Raw genomic sequence first — 22,468 nt, forward strand, 5'->3', positions numbered from 1 at the left:
CTCCGGCGTCACTCCTCGATCAGGTACAGGATTCGCCCGCAGGTCTTGCAGTAGACCAGGCGATCGGCGTTCATCAGCTCACTGATGGCCTGGATCGTGGCGACCTGATAGCAGCCGTGACAGGCCCGGGTGTGGGGATCGACGGCGGCGAAGGCGTCGTCCCCCTTGCCCCGGACCGTGCGGCGGTAGCGCTCGCGGTCGTCCTCGGGGACGACGGCCTCGCTCTCGGCGATCGCCGCCTCCAGCTCCTTCAGTTGGGCCCGCTGGGCGTCGGTCTTGGTCTCGATGTCCGACCGCAAGGCCTCGACCTCCGAGGCGAACCGGGCCACGTCGGCCTCCTGCGCCGCCAGCTCGGCCGAGGCGGTCTCGACCCCCTGCATCAGCTCCAGGATGGCGTCCTCCTGGTGGGAGATCGCCTTGTTGATCATGGCGATCTCGCTCATGATCGCCTTGTACTCGTCGTTCTTCTTGACGGTGTTGAGCTTCACGCGCAGGTCGTCGACCCGAGTCCGCTGGCTCTGCACCTGCAATTCCTGGCGCTGGACCTCCGCCTTCCGCTTCTTCAACGCCTCCCGGGCGGCCTCCAGGTCGGCCTTCCGCTTCTCCAGACCGCGGAGGCGGGCGGCGAGGGTCTTGGGGCCCGATTCCAGCCGATCGCGGAGGGCGCTGGCGCGGCGGTGAAGTTCGTGGAGTCCGCGGAGGTCGTCGGCGGTCGCGGGCATCGGGGTCAAGCTCCTAATTGAGAGGATGGGCGGGGCGTCGCTTCTCCCCCTGCTGATCGGCTCGTCCTGCTCGGCGTCGCCGGCCTCGGCCGGGGGAGCGATGCGGCAGCGGTGCCCTCCAGGGACAAAAAAACCGCCGGTCGCCTCGGGGCGACCGGCGGTTCAGGTGGCCGGGGTCAGCCGGTGCTTTCCAGGAAGCCTTCCAGTTGCCGGCTTCGGACTGGATGCTGCAACTTGCGAACGGCCTTGGCCTCGATCTGCCGGACCCGCTCTCGGGTGACCTTGAAGATGCGGCCGACCTCTTCGAGCGTGTAGGTGTACCCGTCGCCGAGGCCGTAGCGGAGCTTGATGATCTCGCGTTCCCGGTAGGTCAAGGTCTTCAGGACCGCGTCGATCTTCTCCTTGAGCATCTCCTGGGTGGCGGCGTTGATCGGGCTCTCGGCGGCCTCGTCCTCGATGAAGTCGCCGAAGTAGCTGTCCTCGCTCTCGCCCACCGGGCGGTCCAGCGAGATCGGGTGCCGGCTGATCTTCATCACCCGGCGCGTCTCCTCGACCGAGATGTTGGCGACCTTGGCCATCTCCTCGATCGTCGGCTCGCGTCCCTTCTCCTGGAGCAGCTTCTTGGAGACGTTGCGCAGCTTGCTCATCGTCTCGATCATGTGCACCGGGATCCGGATCGTCCGGGCCTGGTCGGCGATGGCCCGGGTGATCGCCTGGCGGATCCACCAGGTGGCGTACGTCGAGAACTTGTAGCCGCGGCGGTACTCGTACTTGTCGACCGCCCGCATCAGCCCGGTGTTCCCTTCCTGGATCAGGTCGAGGAAGGAGAGGCCGCGGTTGCGGTACTTCTTGGCGATGGAGACGACCAGCCGCAGGTTGCCGCCGGAGAGCTGCCGCTTGGCCTCCTCGTACTCCTTGTACCGAGCGTTCATCTTCGCCACGCGGCGGGTCAGGCTCCTGGGGGTCTCCAGGGTCATGACCATCAGGTCCTTGAGCTCCTTCTGGAGGTTGGCCAGGTCGTCCTGGGTCCCCCGGCCGGCCCGGACCAGCTCCCGCTGGGCGAGGATCTCGTTCATCCTCCCGGCGATCTGCTCCAGCCGCTTCATCAGCGGCTGCACCTTCTGAGTGCGGATCGACAGCTCCTCAACCAGCGTGACCGCCTTGCGCCGACGGCGGGCCAGCTCGACGCGGAGCACCCGGGCGGCGTCGGGGTCGTCCTTGGCGCGGATGTAGGACCGGAAGTCGCGGAGGTTGCAGTCCATCAGATGATCCAGCGTCGCCAGGTTCGGCTTCATCCGCTGGAGGATCTGGTCCTTCTCCAGGTTCTCGGTGACGGAGACCTTCACCGTGCGGTCGAAGGGCAGCTCGCCGCTGTCGACCTTCTTGAGCACGTCGACCACCAGGCGCAGCGCGTAGTCGCACTCCAGCACCTTGCGGCGGAACTTTCGCCGGGTGATCTCGATCCGCTTGGCCAGGTTGATCTCCTGGTCGCGGGTCAGCAGCGGGATCTCCCCCATCTGGGTGAGGTACATGCGGACCGGATCGTCGATCCGGCGGGAGATCTCGTCGAGGTCCTCGGGAGTCAGCTCGCCGTCGTCCTCCTCCTCGTCGCCCGCGTCCTCGACAAGGTCGTCGTCGGAGTCGTCCCCCAGGTCGCCGGAATCGAGCAGGCGGGCCTCGGCCTCCTCCTCGTTGACCAGTTCGATGCCCATCTCGTCCAGCCGTTCGAGCAGCTCGTGGAGCTTCTCGGGGCTGCTGGAGATCTCGTCGGGCAGGTTGTCGTTGACCTGGTCGTAGGTGAGGAACCCGCGCCGCTTGCCCAGCTCGAGGAGCGTCTTGAAGCCCTCGTCCAGCTTTTCCATCGACACACTCTCCTAGGAAGGACCGCCGTCGGATTCGTTCAAGACGCGTCGGACGACTTCTTGGTGGCGACCATCCGCCGGAGCTCGAGCATCAGCCGCATCTTCTCCCGCCAGAGCTCGCGATAGGTCTCGGGCTCGGCGGCGGGGTCGGTCTCGGCCAGGGCACCCTCGAGATCCCGCAGGCGGTCTCGGCCGGCGCGCTCGGCCAGCCGGGGAAGCAACTCGGCCAGGCGGTCGCGCCAGGGCCGGGGAAGGTAGCGACCGTTCCGGTACCGCTCCGAGAGCGGCCGGGGGTCGATCGGGGAAACCAGCGAGGCCAGCAGGGCGCGCAAGCCGGGGTCCTCCAGCCGGTCGGCCACCTCCGAGGCGGTCGCCTGGCGCCCCTCGCCGTGCAGGTCGTAGCAGGCTCCCAGGATCGCCCGGGCCGCCTGGCTCCGCAGCGACGACAGCTCCACCCGGGTGATAACCTGGCCGACGACCTGGGGCTCATTCAGGAGGATCTCGATCAGCTCGCGGTCCAGCGGGTCGAGGTCGGCCGGCCGGATCGCCGGCGCGGGGGACGCCTCGCCGTCGCCCCCGGTCCGGCCGCTGGTGGCCGGACCCTCCTCGATTCTTCCCAATTGTACGTGATGATGCGCCGGACGGTCGGGCCGTCGCCGCTTCGCGAGGTCGCGTCGCAACGCCTCGACCGGCAGGCGCAGCCGGTGGGCCAGCCGGTCCAGCGCCTTGGCCGCCTTCAGGTCCAGCCCCGCGCGACCGGCCCCCCGGGCGCCCGGCAGCCGGGCCAGCACGTCGAGCACCGCCTCGGCCGCCCTCCGGGCCCCGTCCACGTCGTCCAGGTCGAAGGCCGACGACGATCGGTCGACCAGGTAGTCCAGCGGGTCGGCCGCCGCCTCCACCAGACCGAGGAACGCCGCTTTCCCCTCCCCCAGCAGAAAGTCGCAGGGGTCCTGCCCCCCGGGCAGCGTCAGGACTCGGACGTCGACCTCGTGACTCAGGAACAGCTCCAGCGACCGATCCGCCGCCTTCTGCCCCGCCTCGTCGCCGTCGAAGACCAGCACGGCGCGGTCGGCCAGCCGACGGAGGGCCTGCACGTGGTCGTCCCCCAGCGCCGTGCCGAGCGTGCCGACCACGTTGGCCAGCCCCACCTGGTGCGCCGCGACGACATCGGTGTATCCCTCCACCACCGCCACCCACCCGGCCGATCGCGCCGCCTCCCGGGCCAGGTCGACGGCGTAGAGGTTCCGCCGCTTCTGAAACAGCGGGGTTTCGGGGCTGTTCAGATACTTGGCGACACCCCGGCCCGACTCGGCCATCCGCTGCTCGACCGACGGCAGGATCCGACCGCCGAAGGCGATCGCCCGGCCGCGGATGTCCCGGATCGGGAAGATGACCCGGCCCCGGAAGCGGTCGCGGAGGCCGCCGTCCTTCTCCCCCCGGGAGACCAGCCCGGCCCGCTCCAGCAGGGCAACATCCACCCCCTCGCGACGGCCCCGGGCCAGCAGCCAGTCCCGCCGATCCGGCGCGAAGCCCAGGCCGAACCGCTCGACCATCGCCGCCGAGAGCCCCCGCCGCTGGAGGTAGCCGCGCGCCTCGTCCGAGCCGACCAGGGCCGTGCGGAAGGCCCGCTCGGCCCAGGCGCAGGCCCGCAGCAACTCGGCCTTCCCGGGGCCGGATCCGCTCGCGGGGCTCGGGGTCTCCAGGGCCACTCCGGCCCGCTCGGCCAGCATGCGCAACGCCTCGGGGAATTCGACCCGCTCGTAGTCCTTCACGAAGTCGAAGAGGTCGCCGCCCGCCCCGCAGCTCCAGCACTTGTACGTCTGGCGCTCCGGGTTGATCTCGAGCGACGGGTTGTGGTCGTCGTGGAACGGGCAGAGGGCCTTGAATTTCGATCCGGCCCGGTGCAGAGGGAGGTACTCGCCAATCAGGGACACGATGTCGATCGCGCCCTTGATGGCGGCGAGCGTCGCTTCGGAGTGTCGCGGCACCGGGAGCTCCTGGGCTGAGGTCGCAATCCCGGATCCGTTGCGGGAGGACGACGACCGCAAGCGACCCCAGGGCCGAGCCTCGCCCGAGGCCGGTCCGATGCGTCGCGCACTCGTCGTAAGGCCGTCTCCTGCACGGCGGTGATGCGGAATTATACCTCCGCCCCAAAACCGGTCAAGTTGGGTCGCCGTCCTGCCGATGCCCCCGCGCAACTCTCCAAGCCGGCACGAGATTAGCACTTGCGACGATCACCCTCCCGACGCCCCCCGCCGGCCCCCCTCGATGGCGGCACCAGCCCCTTGACACGGCCCGCCCGGCTGTTCCCATCCCCCCAGGACGGCGGGATCCGGCCCCGGAATCCGCCCCGCGTGGCGTGAAATCGGCGCGATTGTCCCGCTTCCCAGGTGTCCGAGTCAAGGCCCCGCCCCATTCCCGCCGGGGCCCGACGCGGAGCAACCGCCCCCGGACGCCCGGAAGGACGGATGGAGGCATGGCCGCATCAGCGGGAGGGGCGAGCGGGCCTCGTCCGGAGCGGCCCATCCCTTCTGGTTTTGGGACCGTAATCCGACCCCGGCGCCGACACGGCCGGGCCGGGAATCAGGGGCGGCGGCCCCTCGGCTCGGGCCCGCCGATGGTGAGCATCAGCGGCGTGCCGTCGATCGCCTCGAGCTGCAACTGCAGCCCGCGCTCCGGGTCGTACTGGGAGGCGGCCAGCTCATTGAGCGCCTTCATCGAGGTCACTGGCACCGGCCCGACGGCCGTGATCCGCAACAGGGGCATCCGCCTGGGGTCCAGCCCCGACCGCGCCGCCGGGCTGCCGGGGGAGACGTCGGCGATGTACAGCCCGTCGGCCGGCACCCGGTCGGCCAGCTCGGCCGGCAGGTTCCCCGGCGGCCCTTCCACCACCAGCAGGCCCAGATCCAGCAGCACCGGCATGGCCCGGATCGTCACCGCCACCCGCTCCCGCTCTCCTCCCCGGACGACCGTCACCGGCACCGAACGCTCGATCGGCAGGGTGATCGTCCGGGTCCTTAGCGCGTTGGAGTCGTCCACCGGCTGGCCGTCGATCTCCAGCACCACGTCGCCGACCCTCAGCCCCGCCTCGTCGGCCGGGCCGCCGGGCACGACCCCCATGACCTGGGCCCCCCGGGCCTCCTCCAGCCCCAGCGCCTTCGCCTCTTCCGGCAGCACGTCCCGGATCGTCACCCCGAGGTACCCCCGGATGACGCGCCCCTGCTCGATCAGTTGCTCGACCACCTTCTTCGCCAGCGCCGAGCTGATCGCCAGGCCGATGCCCTGGTACCCCCCCGTCTCCGAGAGAATGGCGGTGTTGATCCCGATCACCTCCCCCTTGAGGTTGATCAGCGGGCCGCCGGAGTTCCCCGGGTTGATCGCCGCGTCGGTCTGGATGAAGTCCTGGTACAGGTCGCCGGAGAGCGGCAGGCCCCCTCGGCCGGTCGCCGAGACGATCCCCGCCGTCACGCTCCGGTCCAGCTCGTAGGGGCTGCCGATGGCGAGCACCCAGTCGCCGATGTCGACCGCCTTGGAGTCTCCCCAAGGGGCCTCGGCCTCCAGGCGCCCCTCGACCTGGAGCACGGCCAGGTCGGTCTTCTCGTCCGAGCCGACCAGCCGGGCCGACAGCTCCCGGCGCCCCAGCCGGACGGTGATCCGGTCGGCGTCCTGGATCACGTGGTGGTTGGTCACCACGAAGCCGTTCTCGACGTCGATCACCACCCCCGAGCCCGCTCCCAGCGCGATCGTCCCCGGCCCCCCGCCGGGGCCGCCGAACATCGGCCCCCCCTGGGCCGCCGTCCGGATGTTCACCACCGCCGGCTGCACCCGGGTGCTGGCCAGCCGGAACAGGGCCGACGACCGGGCGATGATCTCCTGCTCGTCGAGCGTCTCCAGCATCTCGGCCGCGGCGGTCGCCCGACCGATCTCGTACCGGTAGCCGATCTGTTGCGCCAGGTACGGCATCCCGTAGACCGCCCCGGCCATCAGCATCAGCACGAAGAGCACGAGCAGAAACCCCCGGCGGACCGGGGGGGTCTCGGGCCGGGGGGGAGGCGCATCGGGATCGAAATCGATCGGATCGAACGAGGCCATCGGGGGGCGTCTCCTGGCGGAGGGGACCGGGACGTCGGCGCCGAACCGCCGGGCCCGATACCAAGATAAGGCAAGCGTATGCGCGCCCCCCGCCGAATTCAACGCCTGCCCGGAGCCGGCCGATCCTCAAGGGCCCCACCACTCCCCGTCCCGATTGGGCCGGGCCCTCGCCCTCGGCTCTCCTGGCCCATGACCGCCTCCCCGACTCTCGGGGGGGGGGGGGGAACGGACCGGGGACGTCCCGATTCCGGGAGCGTCCCCGCTTTGGTGTGCCCCTGGACCGTGTCTGGCTCGCCTTCCGGGCCGATCGTCTCCTAGTCGTCGAGGGAAACCGCCTCTCCCCCGGCTCTCGTCGCCAGCGCCCGCCAGACCGGCAGGGCGAGGGAGTCCCTCGCGAACCGAACGCTGCCATCCATCGCCAGCGTGTTGACCCCACCGAGGTGGGCGCTCCGGGCGGCGAAGACCCCCGAGTGGAGGGTTCTCGTGTGGAGGTCGACGTTCAGGGGGTCGACCGAGCAATCGTCGGTCGTCGCGTTGGGTGGAGCACCATGATTGGAGTTCGAGCAGTGCAGGCCGGAGAGGAACCACGTCTCGCCCCCTCGGGATTCGTGAGGGACGGACCGGGGGGACAATCCGGTGCAGACAGAGACGGCCCAGTCCGGATCGTCGCTCCGCGCCTGGAGGTCGATGTCCCCCAGCAAGTCGTCCCCGCCCCGGTCGTATCGCCCCGAGGTCCAGTCCCCCTGGCGACGCTCGGAGGCACCAATGGTCTGCGAGAGTCCGTCGGAGAACTGCGACACCCGGTAGAAGCGATGGCCGGTGAACGGCCCCTCCCAGGAGAGCGGGACGGAGCTGCCGGGGGAGATCCAGAGGCTCGGCCCAATGTTGAACCGAGAATTGGTCCGGCCGAAGCCGGGTTCGGGCCGGGACCGGGACGTCCGAGGCGAGGGGCAGGCGGCTTGGCCCGAGGCGATCCCTTGGCATAATGGATCGGGAGCGACCGCTGTCCGCGGGAAGGATCGAGACGAACCGATGTGCGGCATCGCCGGCTTTGTCAATCGCGTCGGCGAGCCCGCCGACCTCGCCCTGCTCGGCCGCATGACCGGACCGATCCGCCACCGGGGCCCCGACGGCGACGGCGCCTTCGTCGACGGCCCCGCCGGGCTCGGCCACCGCCGCCTGGCGATCATCGACCCCTCGCTCGGCGCCCAGCCGATGAGCAACGAGGACGGCTCCGTCTGGATCTCCTACAACGGCGAGATCTACAACGAGCCCGCCCTCCGCCTCGAGCTGGAGGCCCGGGGCCACCGCTACCGCTCCCGATGCGACACCGAGTCCCTCGTCCACCTCTATGAGGACGAGGGGCCCGACTTCGTCCGCCGGCTCAACGGCATGTTCGCCCTGGCCCTCTGGGATTCCCGCCATCGCCGCCTGGTCCTGGCCCGAGACCGCATGGGCCAGAAGCCCCTCTTTTACTGCGAGACCTCCCGGGGAGGCCTCGTCTTCGGCTCCGAGCCCAAGGCCCTGCTCGCCCACCCCGACGTCCCCCGACGGCTCGACCCCGACGGCCTGGCGCGTTACCTCTTCTACGAGTACGTCCCGGCCCCGGGCTCGATCTGGGACGGTATCAAGAAGCTCCCGGCCGGCCACCTGCTGGAATGGTCCCTCGACCGCCCCGGCGCCGCCGTCCGGCGCTACCACGTCCCGGCCCTTCCCGTCTCCGAGGCCGACGCCCCCCCCTTCGACCAGGCCCGCTCCCGCTTCTGGGACGACTTCCGGGCCGCCGTCGCCCGGCACCGGAGGTCGGACGTCCCCCTGGGCGTCTTCCTCTCCGGCGGCGTCGACTCGTCGAGCGTCGCCGCGGCGCTGGCCGAGCTGGAGCCTCCGGCGGCCATCCGCACCTTCTCCATCGGCTTCGACGACCCGAGCTTCGACGAGAGCGCCCACGCCCGGGCCGTCGCCCGGCACCTGGGGACCGACCACCACGAGCGCACCTTCGCCGTCTCCGACGTCCTGGAGCTGCTCCCCGAGGTCGCCGACTGGCTCGACGAGCCCTTCGGCGACGCCTCGATCCTGCCCACCCACCTGCTCAGCCGGTTCGCCCAGGCCGAGGTCACCGTCTGCCTCGGCGGCGACGGCGCCGATGAGCTGCTGGCCGGCTATCCCACCTTCGCCGCTCAGCGCGCCGCCCGAATCTTCCGGAGGCTCCCCTCATCGGCCCGGTCGCTCGTCGGAGCGGCCGTCGACCGGCTGCCGGTCGACCACGGCAACATCAGCCTCGACTTCAAGCTCAAGCGGTTCGTCCGGGGGGCCTCCGCTCCCGACGCCATCGCCCACCAGCGCTGGATCGGCTCCTTCAGCGGGCCCGAGCTAGTCGAGGTGCTCGCCGCCCCCCCCTCGGTCGACGTCGAGGCCGAGCACCTGGCCCGGTTCGAGGCGATCCCCCCCGGGCTGGACCCCCTCTCCCGGTCGCTCCGGCTCTACCAGGAAACGTACCTTCCTGAGGATATCCTCACCAAGGTCGACCGAGCGAGCATGGCCGCCAGCCTAGAGGTTCGCGCCCCGTTCCTCGACGCCGAGCTGGTCGAGGAGATCCAGCGCCTGCCGGCCTCCTACAAGTTCGCCCGAGGCTCCGGGAAGCGATTGCTCAAGGCGTCGGCGTGGGATAGGCTACCGGCGTCGATCCTCCGGCGGCCGAAGAAGGGGTTCGGCATCCCGGTGGCGCGCTGGCTCCGAGGCCCCCTCTCCGGCCTGCTCGACCGCTTGCTCGCCCCCGACCGCCTCCGCCAGCAGGGCTTGCTCCGGCCCGAGGCCGTCTCCCGGTTGATCCTCGAGCACCGCCAGGGCGTCCGAGACCACCGCAAGCCGCTCTGGACGCTGCTGGTCCTCCAGCTCTGGATCGACCGCTGGCTCGACGGCGGCTGACCGGACGGCAGACCGGCGGCTTCCCGGCGAGGGGGCCGGGGGAAATCGGGGCCATCCCCCGGACGGGAGGCCCCCGGAGTCGAGGGGAGCGATCGGCTGGCCCGCCCTTGGCCCCGCTCTCGGCCCCGGCCCCCGCCCCGGCCTCCCGAACTCCTCTCTCCCGTGCCCGGGATCGGCGATCGAAGGGAACTCGTCGTGCGGATCCTCGTCGTCTCGGACATCCACGCGAACTGGCCCGCCCTGGCGGCGATCGACGAGCCGCACGACGTCTGCCTCTGCCTCGGCGACCTCGTTGACTACGGACCCGACCCCCTCCCCTGCGTCCGATGGGCGATGGCGCACGCCCACTATTGCATCCGGGGCAACCACGATCACGGCGTCGCCCAGGGGATCGAGGTCAGCGGAGACCACGGCTACCGCTACCTCACCGGCCTGACCCGGCAGCGCCACTGGTCCGCCCTCGGCCCCGCCGAGCGCCGCTACCTGCTTCAGCTCCCGCTGATGCAACGCCTCACCCTGCACGGCAAGCGCTACCTGCTGGTGCACGGCACCCCGCGCGACCCGCTCGACGAGTACCTGATGAAGGACCCCGAAACCTGGGCCCGCCGGGTCGACGGCGCCGAGGCCGACATCGTCTGCGTCGGCCACTCCCACATGCAGTTCAACCTCGTCGCCGGGGGAGTCGTCGTGCTCAACCCCGGCAGCGTCGGCCAGCCCCGGGACGGCGACCCCCGAGCCTCCTACGCCGTCATCGAGGACGGCAAGATCCTGCTCAAGCGGGTCCCCTACCCGATCGCGGAGACGATCGCCCGCATGGACGCCACCGACCTCCCCGAAGGGGCCAAGCGCCTCTACGCCGAGGGGCTCCGCCTGGGCCGGCTCCCCTCGGCGCCCCCCCTCACCCAGGGAGGCCTGGCATGACCGCGCCTCCCGAGCCGGCCGAGGGCGCCTCGATCCCCCCGGCGACCCCGGCCGGAACGCCTCCCCGTCCGCTTGCCCGACGGGTCCCCTTGGCCTACCTCACCCTGTTCTGCCTGCTCTACGCGGTGCAGGGAGTCGTCTTCGCCTACTTCGCCAACTTCAACCAGGGCTACATGGGAGCCGCCGGCGTCTCCGACGAGGCCATCGGCTTCATCGGCTTCGTCGTGCTGCTCCCCTTCGCCTTCAAGTTCGTCTTCGGCCCGCTCTCCGACCGCATCCGCCTGCTCGGCCTCGGCCACCGCTCCCCCTACATCGTCCTCGGGCTGACGATCCAGGCCGTCGGCCTCGTCGGCCTGACCCGGATCGACCCGGGCTCCTCGACCACCGCCTTCGCCGCCGTCGCGCTGATGGCCGTCGTCGGCCTGGCCCTGTACGACACCTGCACCGACGGCCTGGTCATCGACATCACCCCCCCCGGCGACCGAGAGCGCGTGCAGGGGATGCTCATCTTCTCCCGGTTCGCCACCGCAGCCGTCGCCACCCTGGGCTTCGGCGCCTGGCTGCAGGCCACCGGCACCGGGCCCGGCCGGGGAGAAGGGGTGCTCTGGGCCTGCGCCGGCCTCACCCTCGTCCCGCTGGCGGTCGCCCTGGTCCTGCGCGAGCCGGACCGATCCGCCGACGCCGAGCGCTTCCGCTGGGCCGCCCTGAAGGTGCTGATCCGACCCCGAGCCCTGGTACTCATCGCCTTCGGCACCTTTTACGCGGTCGTCGCCTGGGGAGTGGAGATCAACCTGCCGATCCACTACGACCGCCTCGACTACGGTCCCGGCGCCATCGGCCGGTTCGGCTCCGCCCGCACCCTCGGCCGAGCCCTCGGCGGCCTGCTCCTGCCCCTCGGGGCCTCCCGGCTCGGCCGTCGCGGCACCTTGCGGGTCGCCGTGCTCGGCCTGGCCGTCACCGAGGCCTCCCAGGCGCTCATCGCCGCCGACTCGCCCTGGGGGGCCGGGCTGCTGAGCTTCCTCTTCGGCGTCGCCAACGGCTGGACCGAGGCCCTCTTCTACGTCCTGGCGATGGAGGCCTCCGACCCAAGAATGGCCGCCTCCACCTTCGCCCTGTTCATGGCCGTCTCGAACCTGAGTGTCATGGGAAGCTGGTTGTTCATCCGGACCGTCGCCGCCTTCGGCGACCGCTTCGCGCCCGCCTTCGTCGCGGCCGCCCTCGTCACCTGCCTGGCGCTGTTCGCCGTCCGCCCCCTGGCGAGGCTCAAGGCCATCGCCATCACCATCGACGACCCCAGCGCCGAACCGACCGGGACGGAGGCCGCCTGACCATGTCCGAGACGCTCTGGATCGCGCTGGGCCTGCTGGGAGGCGCGGCGTTCCTGCTGCTCTGTCCCCTGCTGTTCCTCCTGCTGGTCGCCGCCGTCCGGCCCGACTCGATCCAGTCGGCCCTGCGGCTGGTCCTCTGGCCGTGCTACCGGATCAAGGTCCTCGGCGCCGAGCACCTGCCCCCGACCGGCCCGGCGCTGGTGATCGCCAACCACGTCTCCTGGATCGACGGGTTCATCCTCGCCGCGGCCGTCCCCCGCCGGGGCTACGCGCTGGTCAACGCCACATATCTCGGCATTCCGATCCTCGGCCCGCTGGCGAAGCGGTCGGGGATGATCCCCGTGCCCGATCGCGGGCCGAAGGCCCAGCGCGCCATGCTCCGAGCCGCCTTCGAGGTCCTCGACCGAGGCGACGTGCTCGGCCTCTTCCCCGAGGCCCAGATCTCCCGCAACGGCCTGATGGGCCCCCTCTACCGCGGCATCGAGGTCATCGCCTCGGCCCGAGAACACGTCCCGGTCATCCCCTGCTACCTCGACAACCTCTGGGGGAGCCCCCTGAGCTACTCCGGCGGCCGTTTCTTCTTCAAGTGGCCGAGCGACTGGCGGCGCACGGTCGTCGTCTCCTTCGGCCCCCCCGTCGAGCGTCCCCTGACCGTCTTCTCCGCCCGGCAAGCGATCCTCCTGGCTGGCGTCTCCGCCTTCGAGGCCCGGCCCCCCCGGGCGAAGGCCAGGCCCCTGGAAACGCTCGACCCCGCTCTGCCCCGCCTCCACCACCCCTCCCTCGGCCTGCTGGCCGCCTCCACCGCCAACTTCGACCGCGGAGGCATCCGCCAGATCGGCCAGAAGCCCGGCTCCGTCGGCCAGGCCGTCCCCGGCGTCGCCCTCCGCGTCGTCGGCGACGACGGCTCCCCCCTGCCCGCCGACACCGAGGGCCGCCTCCAGGCCCGCATCGCCGGCTCCCCCTCCTGGCAAGACACCGGCCTGCTCGCCCGCATCGACCGCGACGGCTTCGTCTTTCTCTCCTCACCAATTCCCTGACCGCCCCTCCCCTTCCCTCCAGATGATCCAGGAGAGGAACCCCTTCGCTCCTTGGCAACCCACCCAAACATACAGACACCCGCGCCCACCATCACCGCCGTCAGGTCATCCCCCGTGTTCGTCGGATTGACCGTTCGTTCGGGAGATCGCCCGTCGCTCGTCTTGAGCGCGCCGAACGGTGTCCGGCCCCGCTCGGCGACGGCCCGGGGCCGACGCCTGCCTCGGCCGAGGTCGAGCCGATCCCCGCCCTCGATTCCCGGCGCGACGGTGCGCGGAACGAACCCAAGCCGGCCCGGATCGATCGACGCAACTCGGCTTTTCACAATTGATTGCGAGAAACGCCTTCTCAAGGATCCGAGCGCACCGATCGCGTTCCGATCGCGTTCCGATCGCGTTCAGAGCCCCCCGTCCAGGCAGTCCCGGATCGTCGGCAGGTACTTCTCGGCAGCGGCGGTGTTCACCAGCACGACGCGGTCGCCGGCCCCGACGACCCGGCGGTCGGCCAGCTCCTCCAGGACGGCGAGCGTGGCCGCCCCCTCCGGCGACCAGGCGAACCGACGCTGGCGCCACTCCTCCCGGAGGACCGACCGGATCCGATCGTCGTCGACCGCCAGGGCGCAGCCTCCGGTCTGGCGGACGATCCGGAGCACGTTGATGTGCCCGACGTTCCGGGCCACGTTCAGGCCGGTGGCGATGGTCTTCCCGGCCGGCTCGGGGGTAATGTCCTCGGCCCCGGACTCGAAGGCCCGGACCAGGGGAGCCGTCGCCGACGACTGCACGCAGACGAACCTTGGCCGCTTCGGCCCCACCAGGCCGAGCCGCTCCAGCTCGTCGAACCCCTTGGCCATCCCGACCACCCCGGTGCCCCCCCCGGTCGGGTAGACGATCACGTCCGGCAGCTCCCAGCGCCGGTCGGCCAGCCGGTCGCCGGAGGGCTCGGCCATCTCCAGGCCAAGCGTCTTCTTCCCCTCGGTCCTCCAGCCGGGCTCCTGGAAGGTGGCCACGCTGAAGAAGCCGATCGGGACGTAATGGTCTCGGATCCGGGCCCCGCAGTCGACGATCGTCCCCGGCACCAGCTCCAGCCGGACGCGGTCGGGGTGCAGCACCGCCAGGGCGGCCACGTTCCCCAGGACCGGCCGGTCGGTGTCGGGGGACATGACGATCACGGCCTCGATTCCCGCCGCCACCGCGTACCGGGCCAGGGCGTCCCCCGCGTTCCCCTGGGTCGGCACGGCGAGCCGGGAGAGCCCCAGGGCCCGGGCCATCGAGACGGTCATCGCCATCCCCCGGTCCTTGAACGAGAGGGTGGGGTTGGCCCCGAAGCCGGGATGCGGCTTCCCCTCGTCCTTCACCTCCAAGCGGCAGCCGATCCGCTCGGCGGCCGGGTGCGGGTACGGCAGGATCGGCGTCCCCCCCTCCCCCAGCGAGACGACGTGCCGGCGGTCGTCCGGGTCGGTCGGGTCGATCGGCAGCAGCCCGCCGAACCGCCAGAGGTCGCGCCGGCCGGGGTCCCAGAACCGATCGGGGCCCCGCTCGGCCCTCAGGCGATCCAGGTCGAGCACGATCTGCACCGGCCTCCCGTCGCGCTCGCAGAGGTTCATCACCCGGTCGGCCGGGTAGGTTGCTCCGCAGACGGTGCAGGAGAGGTGGGAGACGTATCGCATACCTCGCTCCGGGCTCCGGGCGGTCGTCGGGCCGGGGCAACCCGGCCGCCGGGGTCGCCTTGCCGGATTCTAGCGGATCCCCGCCGTCGGCTCCCCCGGTTCGAGCCGAGCTTCCCCGGTGCGATCGAATACCGACCGGGGCGGGGCCGTCCCTGGAAGCGACGGGCCAACCCTCCGACGACCCGATCCCCTCGGGTCCGTTTGAGCGGCCGGGCTCCTCGGTTCCTCACCGAGTCCCTGGCCGAGCCGGGCTCAAGTCGCTGTCGGCCGGGATCCAGTTCCGGGGACGTCCTTTCCGCCTCCGGGATCCCGCGCGATTCCCAAATCGAGGAAAGGCATTCGAATCATGCGATCGCTCCTCACGAGACTCTCCCCCCTGGCCGCCCTCGTCGGCGTCCTCGTCTTCTCCGGGCCGGTCGCCTCGGCCCAGACCGAGGCCGCCGCCCCGGCCCTCACCGACAACGCGGCCCCAACCGCCGAGCCGCCGGTGATCGATCTGCTCGAAGGGCTCCGCAGCGGCCAGCTCGCCGTCAAGGCCGAGGGGGCCCGAGGCGGCTCTATGACCCTCTCGGTGACCAATCGCTCGCAATCCCCGCTCCGGGTCGTGCTGCCTCCCGGCCTGGTCGCTTCCGGCGCCGCCGGCCAGTTCGGCGGGATGGGCGGCTTCGGCGGCGGGATGGGTGGCTTCGGCGGCGGGATGGGTGGCTTCGGCGGCGGGATGGGTGGCATGGGCGGTATGGGCGGTATGGGCGGTATGGGCGGTATGGGTGGCATGGGCGGCATGGGTGGCATGGGCATGGGCGGCATGGGCGGCGGCGGCACCATGCCGGCCTCAATGGGCATGATGATGCTCGGCATGATGATCATGCGGATGATCGAGCCCGACACCTGGGACGTCTCCTCGCTCATGATGGGTGGCATGGGCATGATGGGCGGCGGCATGGGCGGCATGGGCGGCATGGGCATGGGAGGCATGGGCGGCATGGGCATGGGCGGCATGGGCGGCATGGGCATGGGAGGCATGGGCGGGGGGTTCCGCTCGGTGCCGCCGACCGGCCTGCCGACCGCCGCGCTGCAACCCGGTCAGACCCGGAACCTCCGCACCCGAGCCGTGAGCCTGGCCCCGCCGGTCGACGGCCGAGCCGTCCTGCCCAGCGAGGGGGAGCCCCTTCGGCTGGCCGACATCGCCCAGACCGACGCGGGACGCGACCCCCTGGTCCAGAAGGCCTTGCGTCAACTGGCGCTGGAGAAGGCCCCCGAGGCCGTCTCCCAGCTGGTCCTCTGGTACCTGATCTATGACCTGGACTGGGCGACCATCGGCCGGCTCTCCCGCGGCTGGGCCAACGCGCAGGAGCTGACCCTGGCTCGGCAGTTCGCCGATCGGATCACCCAGCCGGAGTCGGAGCTCAGCCCGATCGCCCCGGCGACGCTCTACTTGGAGTTCCAGGGGGACGAGGAGCTGTCGGCCTCGCTGCGGGAGGTGCTCCAGGGCGTGCCGATGCTGGGGCTCGCCGTCGAGTTCGACGCGCCGGCCTCCCCCGAGGGTCCGGCCCTGGCCTGCCTGATCCGGGCCCATGAGGCGCCGGCCGAGGGGTCCGACCGGGAGGCGACCGTGCTGGTCTACGCCAGCGATGCCGAGGCCCGCTCCTGGGCCCCGATGGGCAAGTTCTCCCTGGCGATCCCCGCCGACGCCCCGGCCGAGCAGCTGGCCGATAACCTGGCCGGCGGAATCCTCGGCCGCCTGGTGCGCGGCCAGGTGACCAAGGGGAAGAAGGTCGACGGCCACCAGACCTACAAGCTGCGGGTGGACAACGCCTCCCCCCTGCTGCTCAACGGCCTGGCCGTCGCCGGGGCGACCACGGCACCGGATGTCTCCCCGGCGATGATCGCCGGCTTCGCCCTCTCCCCCCGCCGGAGCATGACGTTCACCGTCACCGAGGAATCCGTCAAGCGACTGGACCTGGAGAGCGGCGTGACGATCGTCGCCGCCGACCTGAGCGGCCTTTGAGCCTCCCCTGATCGTCGGATCGACTGATCACCCGGGTTGGTCCCTCCCGCGACGCCGCCACGGATGCATCCGTGGCGGCGTCGTTGCGCGTTTGGGGGGCCGTTCGGAATCGCCGGCCTCCTTGGAATCGGCAACCGACTCCGGCGCGAATAAGCACGTGTCCCCAATCGTCGGATCGACTGACGGGTTGTCGTCGCGGTCCTCTCGGCCGCGACGTGGGACTTGGGCGAGGGATTCGCGCGTAGAATGCTGGTGATCGACAATCCGCCCTCCAGCGTTTCGTCGGCCTGGGTGGCCCTAGGTACGGTTCTCCCCGACGACGCCGGTGCGCGTGATCGCCCTGCCCATCGAGAGCCTCTCAACGATGTCCTCAGGCACGTTCTCTCGATACTTCGCCGCCGCGATCGGCGGCCTCAGCGTGTTCCTCGGTTCGTTCGCCTCGGCGCAGTCTCATTCCGGAAACGGGGACGATCCCGCGACCTCTCCGTCGCCGACGGTGGAGGCCCCCTCGGTCCCCACCGCCTCGGTCCCCGTCCCCGATGACTCCCCCCCGATCCTCGGCCTCCTCGACGGTGCCCGAACCGGTCAGCTCCGCCTGAGCGCCGAGGGAGCCCGGGGCGGGACGATGACCATCTCGGTCACCAACACCACAAGTCATCCCCTTCGGGTGGTGCTGCCCCCCGGTCTGGTCGCCTCCGGCGCCGCCGGCCAGTTCGGCGGCATGGGCGGCTTCGGCGGCGGTATGGGCGGCATGGGCGGCTTCGGCGGCGGTATGGGCGGCATGGGTGGCTTCGGCGGGGGTATGGGCGGTATGGGTGGCATGGGTGGCATGGGAGGTATGGGCGGCATGGGCGGTATGGGCATGGGCCGTGGCATGATGGGCGGCGGCACCATGCCGGCCTCGATGGGCATGATGATGCTCGGCATGATGATCATGCGGATGATCGAGCCCGATACCTGGGACTACACCTCCCTCATGATGGGCGGCATGGGCATGATGGGCGGTGGCATGATGGGCGGTATGGGCGGTATGGGCATGGGCGGCATGGGCATGGGCGGTATGGGCATGGGAGGCATGGGCATGGGCGGCATGGGCGGGGGGTTCCGCTCGGTGCCGCCGACCGGCCTGCCGACGGCCGCGCTCCAGCCCGGTCAGACCCGGAACCTCCGCACCCGAGCCGTGAGCCTGGCCCCGCCGGTCGGCGGCCGAGCCGTCCTGCCCAGCGAGGGGGAGCCCCTTCGGCTGGCCGACATCGCCCAGACCGACGCGGGACGCGACCCCCTGGTCCAGAAGGCCTTGCGTCAACTGGCGCTGGAGAAGGCCCCCGAGGCCGTCTCCCAGCTGGTCCTCTGGCACCTGATCTATGACCTGGACTGGACCTCGCTGTCGGAGCTGTCCCGCAGCTGGGCCAACGGCTTTGAAGTGACCCTGGCCCGCCAGTTCGTCGAGCGGCTGGAACGGACCGGGGAGGAGGCTCCGCTGGCCGCTCCGGGGCGGATCTCCATCGAGATGGACGGAAGCGACCCGATTGCCGAGCCGCTCTGCCAGGTTTTGGGCGGGTCCCGAATGTTCGGTATGGAGGTCGGGCTCGACGCGCCGGCCTCCCCCGAGGAGTCGTCGCTCGCCTGCCTGATCCGGTTCCACAAGGCGCCGGCCGAGGGGTCCGACCGGGAGGCGACCGTGCTGGTCTACGCCAGCGACGCCGAGGCCCGCTCCTGGGCCCCGATGGGCAAGTTCTCCCTGGCGATCCCCACCGACGCCCCGGCCGAGCAGCTGGCCGACAACCTGGCCGGCGGGATCCTCGGCCGCCTGGTGCGCGGCCAGGTGACCAAGGGGAAGAAGGTCGACGGCCACCAGACCTACAAGCTGCGGGTGGACAACGCCTCCCCCCTGCTGCTCAACGGCCTGGCCGTCGCCGGGGCGGCGGCCGAGCCGGACATCTCCCCGTCGATGATCGCCGGCTTCTCCCTGGCTCCTCGGCACAGCATGACGTTCACCGTCAGCGAGGAGGCCGTCGAACGGCTGCACCTGGACAGCGGCGTGACGATCGTCGCCGCCGACCTCCACGCGCTCTGAGGCGACCCCGCCGTGACCGAGGACGAGGCGTCCCGGCCTTCCGGGGCGTCTCGCCGTCTCCCCAGCCTCGGAATCCGGGCCCGCCCCGATCGAGGCACTCCCGGCCCTCGTCGCCGGCGCCCCCCTGGTTCCGGGAGGCCTCCGCGGCCTCCCGGCGGGTGGGCTCGACGGTCGAGTCGGCCCGAGGGTGCTCCCCGGGTCGGTTCGGCCCGGCGGCCGGGTCGAGCTTGGCGAGCCCGGGGACGAGGAGGAGGCAGGCTTCGGGGGGTCTGCGGGCTCCCCGGCGGTCGGTCGGAGGGGTCCGCCCGCCCTCGTGTCCCGGCCGGGGAGGACCGGACGGCGCCGGCCGAGGATCGAGGATCGAGGATCAGCCGGCCGTCGGCTCGTCGAGCTGCCGGACCGCCTCGAAGGCGCCCACCGCCGCCGAGACCGCCAGGTTCAGGCTGCGGGCCTCGGCTCGCATGGGGATCCGGACGGCGAACTCGGGCCGATCCTCGACCAGCCGGGGAGGAAGCCCTCGGCTCTCGGGGCCGAAGAGGAGGGCGTCGCCGGGGAGGTAGCGGGCGTTGGTGTAGGACCGGCCCGCCCGGGTGCTGAAGGACCAGAGGCGGCCGGGGGAAATGGCCGCGACCGCCTCGTCAAGGTCGTCGACAAGGCGCCAGTCGAGGTGCTCCCAGTAGTCCAGGCCGGCCCGCTTCAGGTGGCGGTCGCCGACCAGGAACCCCAACGGCCGGACCAGCCAGAGCCGGGCCCCAACCGCCACGCACGTCCGGCCGATCGACCCGGCGTTGCTGGCGATCTCCGGCTGGTAGAGCACAACGTGCAGGCGGGGGGGCGTCGGGTCGGGGACGGCGGTGGGAGACATGGGGCGATCAGCCGTCGAAGGCGAAGTCGTCGGCGCCGGAGTCGGACCGGAGCCGGCGTCGGACGAGCCAGAGGGCGATCCCCTGGAGGACAAGCCACCAGGTGATCCCCTGGAGCAGGAAGCTCCACTCGATCCATCGGACCATCGCCAGGCTGGAGAAATACATGACGAAGGCGGGGATCAGGAACCCGACCCCGCAAAGCCAGGCGGTGGTGGCGAAACCGAACGAGGCCAGGCCGGCCCAGACGAGGAAGTACCAGCGGAGGCCCAGGCCGGTCATCGCGTTCAGCGTGACGGCATTGAAGGAGAGGATCAGGAAGGTGATCCAGACCCGGGCGAGGACCCCCGCCAGCGGAGTCGATCGCCACCAGGACGGGCCGAGCATCAGCCGGAGCAGCATCACGTCGGCGGCGACCTCGGCGGGCCAGAGGATCAGGTGGGGCCAGCTCGCGTTCAGCGCCATCGCCGCCCCCTGGTGGACCGCGAAGGCAAGCAGGTGCAGCCAGCCGATTGCCAGCAGCGGGCGTTCCCAGCGGTCCCGGAGGGCAACCCGCAGCAGGTCGGAGCGCAGCTCGGACTGGAGTGCGGCCAGGTCGTCGACCGAAAGGGGGGCGTGGGCCATCGGGGCATCGAGGGTTGGCGGGAAGATCGGAATCGGTCAGGCCCCCGAGGCAGGGGCGAGGGCGGGCTCCGGGGAGGCGGCAACCGGCTCCCGAACGGGATCGGGATCCGGCCGTCGGGGAGGGCCGTCCCAGATCAGGTCGCCGGGCTCGGGCTGTCGGGAGAGCACGTCGAGCACCGAGGGGCCGTCGGTCCCGAAAGTCCGGAAGAAGAACCCCCGGCAGATCACGGCCCGGTCGCGGATGCTCGGGTCTTCGAGCAGAATCCGGTTGGCCGCCTTCATGTTGTAGTGCGGCAGCATGGCGAAGAGATGGTGGGTCAGATGGTCGTCCTGCCCGTAGGGAAAAACACAGGCGGCCCAGATCGGGTTGACCCGGAAGATCCGGGAGCCGGAGATCCGGTCCTCCCCCGGCGCGTTACTGTGGTGGGAGATCTCCCGGAGCTGCATGAGCATGGGGAAGATCGTCAGCGCCGGGAGCACCCAGTAGAGGAAGAACTGGGGCCAGAGCCCCATCGCGTGCACGACCGTCAGGACCGACAGCCAGTAGGCCCCCCGAAGCTGCCGGCCGAGGCGGAACCGGTAGATCGTCCGGAGGTTGTTCGATACCGCCCCCTGGCTGGAGTTGGCCCCCTTCGCCTGGCCGAACAGGTAGCGCAGCGTGGCCGGCGGCCAAAGAGCCGCGGCGATCACATAGCGGCGGACGAACGCCCCCTTGGGCATGGGAAACCGGTGCGGGACGGGGTGGTTGAGCCGGACGATGTCGGGGTCGCGTTCCGGGTCGTTGAGGTACTGGTGGTGCCCCAGGTGCGTGGCCCGGAACCGCTGCGTCATCCCGAAGATGGGAAACATCAGAAGAAGGTCGCTGGCCAGCTCGTTGGCCAGCTTGTTCCGGAACAGGGCGTAGTGGCTCGCGTCGTGGGCCAGGGCCGAGAAGCGGTGCTGAATCGCCCCGACGGCGAAGATCCCCAGCGCCGAGATCGGCAGGAAGGCCCAGGTCGGCAGGAGGCCGTCGGACCACCTCGCGAAGCAAAGGCCGCAGGCGGTCAGCACCAGGCCCAGCAGCACGTACTCCTTGACCAGGTAGAGAATGTTCGTGCGGTTGTCCGGCCGCATCAGGGGGACGAGCCGGTGATGGATCGCCTTCCAGGAGTCGTCTCGGGGGAGGTCGCTCATGGCGGGCCTGCTCGAGGGGAGGGGACGGGCGTTCGGCCTTCCGGTCGTGGGATCGGCCAGGGAAGCCATCACGGATAGCCTATCATACCGTACTCGACACGGTCATCCCATCTTGCCCGATCGTTCCGGTGCCGGGCCGGCAACGGGTGCGATCAGGAGGCGGGCCGGGGTCCTGTTCTGGGAAGGGGGGCGGCCCTGGGCCGTCATCGAACGTGGAGGCCGGTGGGGCTGTCTCCCTTGAGATCGGGGGGGAAGGGCCGAACAGACCGGGGGTGGTCGCGGTCGAGGAGGCGGAATCGGTGCTCCTGGGGATGCTGATGAGCCTGGGCCGGTTCGCCGAGTTCGCCCTGAGGGCGACGCTGTCGGCGACGCTGGCGCCGATCAGGAGGCCGGGGGACGTGCTCCGGCAGTTCGAGCGGGTGGCCTGGGGGAGCCTGCCGGTCGTGGCGGTGGCGGGGGCGAGCATCGGGCTGGTGACCTGGTTGCAGACCCGGAGGCTGCTGATCCGATACGGCGTGGAGGCGACCCTGCCGAGCGTGCTGGCGGCGGCCGTGCTGGTGGAGACGGGACCGATGCTGGCGTCCCTCTTGGTGGCGGCCCGGCTGGGGGCGGGGCTGGCGGCGGAGCTGAGTTCCAAGGTGCTGACCGAGGAGCTGGACGCCGCCGAGGTGCTCGGGGCTCCTCCGATCCCAAGCCTGGTCGCCCCTCGGGTGGTGGCCTGCACGCTGGCGGTGCCGCTGCTGACGGTGGTGCTCGACGCCTCGGCCCTGCTGGGCGGCCTGGCGGCCGAGCTGTTGGGAGGATCGCTCTCGGCTCGAGCCTTCGGCGAGCGCTGCCTTGACTCCCTGAGGTTGGCGGACGTGGTGCCCGGCACGCTCAAGACGGCGATCTTCGGGCTGATTGTCGGGCTGGTCGGGTGCTGGGAGGGCCTCAGATCGGAGCGGTCGACGGAGGCGATCGGCGGATCGGCCACACGAGGGGTGGTGGCGTCGGTCCTGCTGATCTTTGCGGCGAACGTGGCGCTGGTGCCCCTGATCCAGTGGGTGACGGCGGCGGCGGGATGGGTGGGCTGAACCGGCCCCGAACGGGCGTCCTTCCGGGGAGCTTGGCCTCCGATCGTAGGATGTCTCGGGAACGCTCGCCGGTCGGGTCGGGTCGGGTCGGGTCGGATC

Annotated in this window: 16 protein-coding genes; 7 read left to right on the plus strand and 9 right to left on the minus strand. The window is 71.2% G+C overall.

Annotated elements, in window-relative coordinates; all coding sequences use genetic code 11:
• Positions 1–8 precede the first annotated feature (8 nt).
• From TsocGM_RS05595 to TsocGM_RS05615, 5 genes are all read right to left on the minus strand, one after another.
• Complete coding sequence (locus TsocGM_RS05595) at positions 9–722, minus strand: zinc ribbon domain-containing protein (RefSeq protein WP_126724315.1); 714 nt, start codon at positions 720–722, stop codon at positions 9–11.
• Positions 723–898: 176 nt separating this feature from the next.
• Complete coding sequence (gene rpoD, locus TsocGM_RS27795) at positions 899–2,584, minus strand: RNA polymerase sigma factor RpoD (protein WP_126724316.1); 1,686 nt, start codon at positions 2,582–2,584, stop codon at positions 899–901.
• Between the two features lie 38 nt (positions 2,585–2,622).
• Positions 2,623–4,572, minus strand: coding sequence for a DNA primase (gene dnaG, locus TsocGM_RS05605; protein ID WP_126724317.1), 1,950 nt, complete (start codon positions 4,570–4,572; stop codon positions 2,623–2,625).
• Positions 4,573–5,167: 595 nt separating this feature from the next.
• Complete coding sequence (locus TsocGM_RS05610) at positions 5,168–6,676, minus strand: S1C family serine protease (protein WP_126724318.1); 1,509 nt, start codon at positions 6,674–6,676, stop codon at positions 5,168–5,170.
• A 314-nt stretch (positions 6,677–6,990) separates the two neighbouring features.
• Entirely contained in the window at positions 6,991–7,719 is a 729-nt protein-coding gene (locus TsocGM_RS05615) for a DUF1559 family PulG-like putative transporter (protein ID WP_158633389.1), read from the minus strand.
• Here TsocGM_RS05615 and asnB point away from each other — a divergent pair.
• The 4 genes from asnB to TsocGM_RS27530 all read left to right on the plus strand — a co-directional run bounded on the left by asnB (position 7,709) and on the right by TsocGM_RS27530 (position 12,887).
• Entirely contained in the window at positions 7,709–9,601 is a 1,893-nt protein-coding gene (gene asnB, locus TsocGM_RS05620) for an asparagine synthase (glutamine-hydrolyzing) (protein WP_126724320.1), read from the plus strand. The genes TsocGM_RS05615 and asnB overlap by 11 nt on opposite strands.
• Positions 9,602–9,796: 195 nt before the next feature.
• Positions 9,797–10,522, plus strand: coding sequence for a metallophosphoesterase family protein (locus TsocGM_RS05625; RefSeq protein ID WP_126724321.1), 726 nt, complete (start codon positions 9,797–9,799; stop codon positions 10,520–10,522).
• Positions 10,519–11,850: an MFS transporter gene (locus tag TsocGM_RS05630; RefSeq protein ID WP_126724322.1), complete on the plus strand. Its 1,332-nt coding sequence runs from the start codon at positions 10,519–10,521 to the stop codon at positions 11,848–11,850. Before TsocGM_RS05625 ends, TsocGM_RS05630 begins: the two co-directional genes overlap by 4 nt.
• Positions 11,851–11,852: 2 nt before the next feature.
• Positions 11,853–12,887: a 1-acyl-sn-glycerol-3-phosphate acyltransferase gene (locus TsocGM_RS27530; RefSeq protein ID WP_126724323.1), complete on the plus strand. Its 1,035-nt coding sequence runs from the start codon at positions 11,853–11,855 to the stop codon at positions 12,885–12,887.
• A gap of 395 nt (positions 12,888–13,282) precedes the next feature.
• Here TsocGM_RS27530 and TsocGM_RS05640 read toward each other — a convergent pair whose 3' ends face one another.
• Positions 13,283–14,551, minus strand: a complete 1,269-nt coding sequence (locus TsocGM_RS05640) for a threonine synthase (RefSeq protein ID WP_126724324.1) — start codon at positions 14,549–14,551, stop codon at positions 13,283–13,285.
• 346 nt (positions 14,552–14,897) lie between these two features.
• Here TsocGM_RS05640 and TsocGM_RS05645 point away from each other — a divergent pair, with 346 nt between their 5' ends.
• Both TsocGM_RS05645 and TsocGM_RS25655 read left to right on the plus strand, forming a co-directional pair.
• Positions 14,898–16,559 (plus strand): hypothetical protein, encoded by a 1,662-nt coding sequence (locus TsocGM_RS05645; protein WP_126724325.1) that lies wholly within the window; start codon positions 14,898–14,900, stop codon positions 16,557–16,559.
• A 364-nt stretch (positions 16,560–16,923) separates the two neighbouring features.
• On the plus strand, positions 16,924–18,636 hold the full coding sequence (locus TsocGM_RS25655) for a hypothetical protein (protein WP_148114866.1): 1,713 nt from the start codon (positions 16,924–16,926) through the stop codon (positions 18,634–18,636).
• A 367-nt stretch (positions 18,637–19,003) separates the two neighbouring features.
• On the opposite strand, the gene TsocGM_RS05660 is transcribed toward TsocGM_RS25655, so the two are convergent.
• Genes TsocGM_RS05660 through TsocGM_RS05670 form a run of 3 tightly spaced genes read right to left on the minus strand, consistent with a single transcriptional unit; the run spans position 19,004 to position 21,296 of the window.
• Entirely contained in the window at positions 19,004–19,501 is a 498-nt protein-coding gene (locus TsocGM_RS05660) for a tRNA (cytidine(34)-2'-O)-methyltransferase (protein WP_126724327.1), read from the minus strand.
• A gap of 7 nt (positions 19,502–19,508) precedes the next feature.
• Positions 19,509–20,123 carry a hypothetical protein gene (locus TsocGM_RS05665; RefSeq protein ID WP_126724328.1) on the minus strand — a complete coding sequence of 205 codons (615 nt, stop codon included), beginning with the start codon at positions 20,121–20,123 and terminating at the stop codon, positions 19,509–19,511.
• Between the two features lie 36 nt (positions 20,124–20,159).
• Positions 20,160–21,296, minus strand: coding sequence for a fatty acid desaturase family protein (locus TsocGM_RS05670; protein WP_126724329.1), 1,137 nt, complete (start codon positions 21,294–21,296; stop codon positions 20,160–20,162).
• 299 nt (positions 21,297–21,595) lie between these two features.
• On the opposite strand from TsocGM_RS05670, the gene TsocGM_RS05675 reads away from it, so the two are divergent.
• Complete coding sequence (locus TsocGM_RS05675; RefSeq protein ID WP_233578390.1) at positions 21,596–22,369, plus strand: MlaE family ABC transporter permease; 774 nt, start codon at positions 21,596–21,598, stop codon at positions 22,367–22,369.
• The last annotated feature ends 99 nt before the right edge of the window (positions 22,370–22,468 follow it).

This window comes from Tautonia sociabilis (assembly GCF_003977685.1).
Classification (GTDB): Bacteria; Planctomycetota; Planctomycetia; order Isosphaerales; family Isosphaeraceae; genus Tautonia; species Tautonia sociabilis.

Coding starts and splice junctions, on each gene's coding strand:
- asnB (WP_126724320.1), top strand. CDS start 7,709: ATGTGCGGCATCGCCGGCTTTGTCAATCGCGTCGGCGAGCCCGCCGAC.
- rpoD (WP_126724316.1), bottom strand. CDS start 2,584: ATGGAAAAGCTGGACGAGGGCTTCAAGACGCTCCTCGAGCTGGGCAAG.
- TsocGM_RS05670 (WP_126724329.1), bottom strand. CDS start 21,296: ATGAGCGACCTCCCCCGAGACGACTCCTGGAAGGCGATCCATCACCGG.
- TsocGM_RS05640 (WP_126724324.1), bottom strand. CDS start 14,551: ATGCGATACGTCTCCCACCTCTCCTGCACCGTCTGCGGAGCAACCTAC.
- TsocGM_RS05630 (WP_126724322.1), top strand. CDS start 10,519: ATGACCGCGCCTCCCGAGCCGGCCGAGGGCGCCTCGATCCCCCCGGCG.
- TsocGM_RS05610 (WP_126724318.1), bottom strand. CDS start 6,676: ATGGCCTCGTTCGATCCGATCGATTTCGATCCCGATGCGCCTCCCCCC.
- TsocGM_RS25655 (WP_148114866.1), top strand. CDS start 16,924: ATGTCCTCAGGCACGTTCTCTCGATACTTCGCCGCCGCGATCGGCGGC.
- TsocGM_RS05645 (WP_126724325.1), top strand. CDS start 14,898: ATGCGATCGCTCCTCACGAGACTCTCCCCCCTGGCCGCCCTCGTCGGC.
- TsocGM_RS05665 (WP_126724328.1), bottom strand. CDS start 20,123: ATGGCCCACGCCCCCCTTTCGGTCGACGACCTGGCCGCACTCCAGTCC.
- TsocGM_RS05615 (WP_158633389.1), bottom strand. CDS start 7,719: ATGCCGCACATCGGTTCGTCTCGATCCTTCCCGCGGACAGCGGTCGCT.
- TsocGM_RS27530 (WP_126724323.1), top strand. CDS start 11,853: ATGTCCGAGACGCTCTGGATCGCGCTGGGCCTGCTGGGAGGCGCGGCG.
- TsocGM_RS05660 (WP_126724327.1), bottom strand. CDS start 19,501: ATGTCTCCCACCGCCGTCCCCGACCCGACGCCCCCCCGCCTGCACGTT.
- TsocGM_RS05595 (WP_126724315.1), bottom strand. CDS start 722: ATGCCCGCGACCGCCGACGACCTCCGCGGACTCCACGAACTTCACCGC.